This window comes from Bacillota bacterium, assembly GCA_040754675.1.
Taxonomy (GTDB): Bacteria; Bacillota; Limnochordia; order Limnochordales; family Geochordaceae; genus Geochorda.
The window spans coordinates 1-1703 of record JBFMCJ010000743.1 but is presented as its reverse complement, the minus strand read 5'-3'; the positions used below and the strand labels follow the sequence as shown (position 1 = coordinate 1703).

Below are 1703 nucleotides of genomic sequence, written 5' to 3'. Positions count from 1 at the left end.
CCGGTCTCGTCGAAGCCGTGAGAGCCGTCAAGGCCCATCGCCACTTTCGCACCGCCGACCTCCAGCAGCGTGGCGATGGCCCTCTCATCAAGCTCCTCATCGAGCGGAAATTCCCTGGCCTCGACGAACGTATCGGCACCTTGCTCCAGTTGACCCGGACGCTCGAGCGAACAAACGCATCCGACCTGGAACAGTTTATCGGCACATGTCACCGGTTCTTGGTGGGGCTCGGCCCGCTGCGCCTTCAGGCTGTGGAGCAATTAGTGCCTCTGGCAGACAAGGCCCGCCATCTCGTCGAGCGCCTGAAAGAACAACAGTCCCGGCCCGCCGACGTGGTGACACGTTACATCCAAAACTCCCAGGTCGAGGCGAGCGGGCGCATCTACATGCCCGGGGGAACCTGCTACTACGCGCGCCTGCTTGCTGGCAAGGGGGTTTCCGTTCGGCCCGGTGTTTTCCGGGGCGATGAGATCATCGTCCAGGAAGGCGATGTTCTCCTCGATGAAGTGGGAAGCCCGAGTGGATCGAGGACACGGGTTGAGATCCTCACTTCAGGCCGCTTTTCGGCACGGTTGGTTCATCCCAACGTACGGGTAACGATCGGCGCTCACAGCCACACCTTTCAAAGGCTGGCCCGAGGCGTGCATGTGCAGCTGGGCAGCAAAGGTGAACTGGAGATCCGCCAGATAACCTGAGGGCGGAACATGCTCCGACGCTCCCCCGGAATGGGTGACAGCGGCAGACGGGGATGTCCGGCCGGGCCGCTCAAGCGTCGGGCACGCGCCCCTCCCCCTGCTTCGCCAGTGTAAAGGTATCCGGCCCGAACGCTTCGACGCATCCCACGAGGGTGAGGATCTCGTAGATGCCTTCATGAATGTTCACGACCTTGATCCCGCCCTGCCTGCCCTGGACATGTTCGATAGCCCGGCACAGGGCAGCAACCCCGGTGGAGTCCACGAATTCGACCGCGGCAAAGTCGATCACGACCTGGCTCGCATCCAGCTCGCTGACGGCGCGCAAGAACCGGTCGGCCGAAGCGTAATCCAATTCACCGCTGCAAATGATGCGAACGCTGCCATCATGCTCCTGCCGGGTGACAAGCTCCATAGCAATACCCCCCTCCCTGGCTTGCCCGAAAGTAAAGCAACAGTTGGGTCCCTTTCTCCCCCGTAGCAAGCACGACGCTGTCTGCATAACTTGAAGCGATTCGCAGGCCGTGCCCCTTCCACGAACCCCGACGCCGCGGGCCTTTCAGCAGCCGGTGGACACCCTCCACGTCCAGACCGGCACGGTTGTCGGCGATCCAGACGTACATCCCCGCCTCATCCCACCGAACGCGGCAGGTGCCCCCACCCGCGTAGACAAGGGCATTGGTAGCGACTTCGTTCACAGCTACCCGGATGCGCCACACCAGCCGGGGCGGGTATCCCATGGCCAGGCACCGCTGGCCCAGTTCCCTCCGTATGGAGCGCACATCCGCTATGGAACCGATGCGCCGTTCGTAGTCGATGCGCAGGCCTGGAAACGGTGCCAGGCAATCCCCGTCGAGCGGCCTCAGTCCTGTAGGCAAGACCTGCCATAGCCGCCCGGCCTGCTGGCGCTCATCCGTCAACCCGTGCACCGCCCCGTAGGGAGCCCGGTACGCTCAGCGCGAGCACCGTCATATCATCGCTCGATGAACCGGGCTGCAGGGCCGCCGCCAG

General features: G+C 63.5%; 3 protein-coding genes. 1 reads left to right on the top strand and 2 read right to left on the bottom strand.

Annotation, left to right across the window (positions count from 1 at the left end):
* A partial coding sequence (locus AB1609_23160) for a hypothetical protein (protein ID MEW6049335.1) occupies positions 1-695 on the top strand: 695 nt, incomplete at its 5' end.
* Positions 696-765: 70 nt separating this feature from the next.
* On the opposite strand, the gene AB1609_23155 is transcribed toward AB1609_23160, so the two are convergent.
* Both AB1609_23155 and AB1609_23150 read right to left on the bottom strand, forming a co-directional pair.
* The gene (locus AB1609_23155; GenBank protein MEW6049334.1) at positions 766-1107 is read right to left on the bottom strand and encodes an STAS domain-containing protein; all 342 of its coding nucleotides are present in this window, start codon (positions 1105-1107) and stop codon (positions 766-768) included.
* The gene (locus AB1609_23150) at positions 1079-1612 is read right to left on the bottom strand and encodes an ATP-binding protein (GenBank protein ID MEW6049333.1); all 534 of its coding nucleotides are present in this window, start codon (positions 1610-1612) and stop codon (positions 1079-1081) included. The genes AB1609_23155 and AB1609_23150 overlap by 29 nt, the downstream gene beginning before the upstream one ends.
* Positions 1613-1703 lie beyond the last annotated feature (91 nt).